1 protein-coding gene is annotated in these 640 nt (G+C 45.6%); it reads right to left on the bottom strand.

Features of this window, described 5'->3' with window-relative positions:
- Nucleotides 1-211: 211 nt before the first annotated feature.
- Nucleotides 212-463, bottom strand: coding sequence for a hypothetical protein (locus IE053_RS14385; RefSeq protein ID WP_189577348.1), 252 nt, complete (start codon nt 461-463; stop codon nt 212-214).
- Between the last annotated feature and the right edge of the window lie 177 nt (nt 464-640).

The following is a 640-nucleotide window of genomic DNA, read 5'->3' as shown; positions in this document are numbered from 1 at the left end:
GGGTCTCGTCAATCGAGGGGCTAGCGTGAGAGTGATAATGTGTATTACGACAACAGCTGAAACACTGCTAAGCGATTGATATAATTGACTAATTTGCGACAATATCAATTGTGGAAGTCCGCAGGCACAATTGGCTCGTTCAAGACTAACGTAAAAATTTTGAGTATCGATGATACTCTGCGCAAAAATAATTGAGAAGGGTTTGAAAGATCTAATCCTTTAACCGATTAACGGCTTCATTGATAGCCCTCATGAATTCATCCAACGGCACAGCTTCAGATGTGTCGTTTCTTCCACGATTATACTTATCAACCTGCTCTTCCCTCATCGAAATTGCGGAAACGTGATACTCTCCTAATTTTTTTTCTTGAGAAATTACAATAGTGAAAAAAGAGTCGAACTCAATTTCCACAATCTCGTTCTCGTATTGGTGATAGGCCGCTGCAGCCATCTTTATCTTCATGTTTCACTCTGGCTCCCTGAAGCCTTGAAAGTCCCCCTCTGCATCCCACTTCGCACCCCTGCCCTGAGAGTCTTGACGAGACCCCGATGGCGCAGCCACCCTTTATGTAACCACGGCGTTGCTCCCGATGGAAGGCTGATCTGGCCGGAACCTTCACATGGTGGAGGCCAGATCAGC

Source organism: Parvularcula lutaonensis (assembly GCF_014651915.1).
GTDB classification, from domain to species: domain Bacteria; phylum Pseudomonadota; class Alphaproteobacteria; order Caulobacterales; family Parvularculaceae; genus Parvularcula; species Parvularcula lutaonensis.
This window is presented reverse-complemented; position numbering and strand designations above follow the sequence as displayed.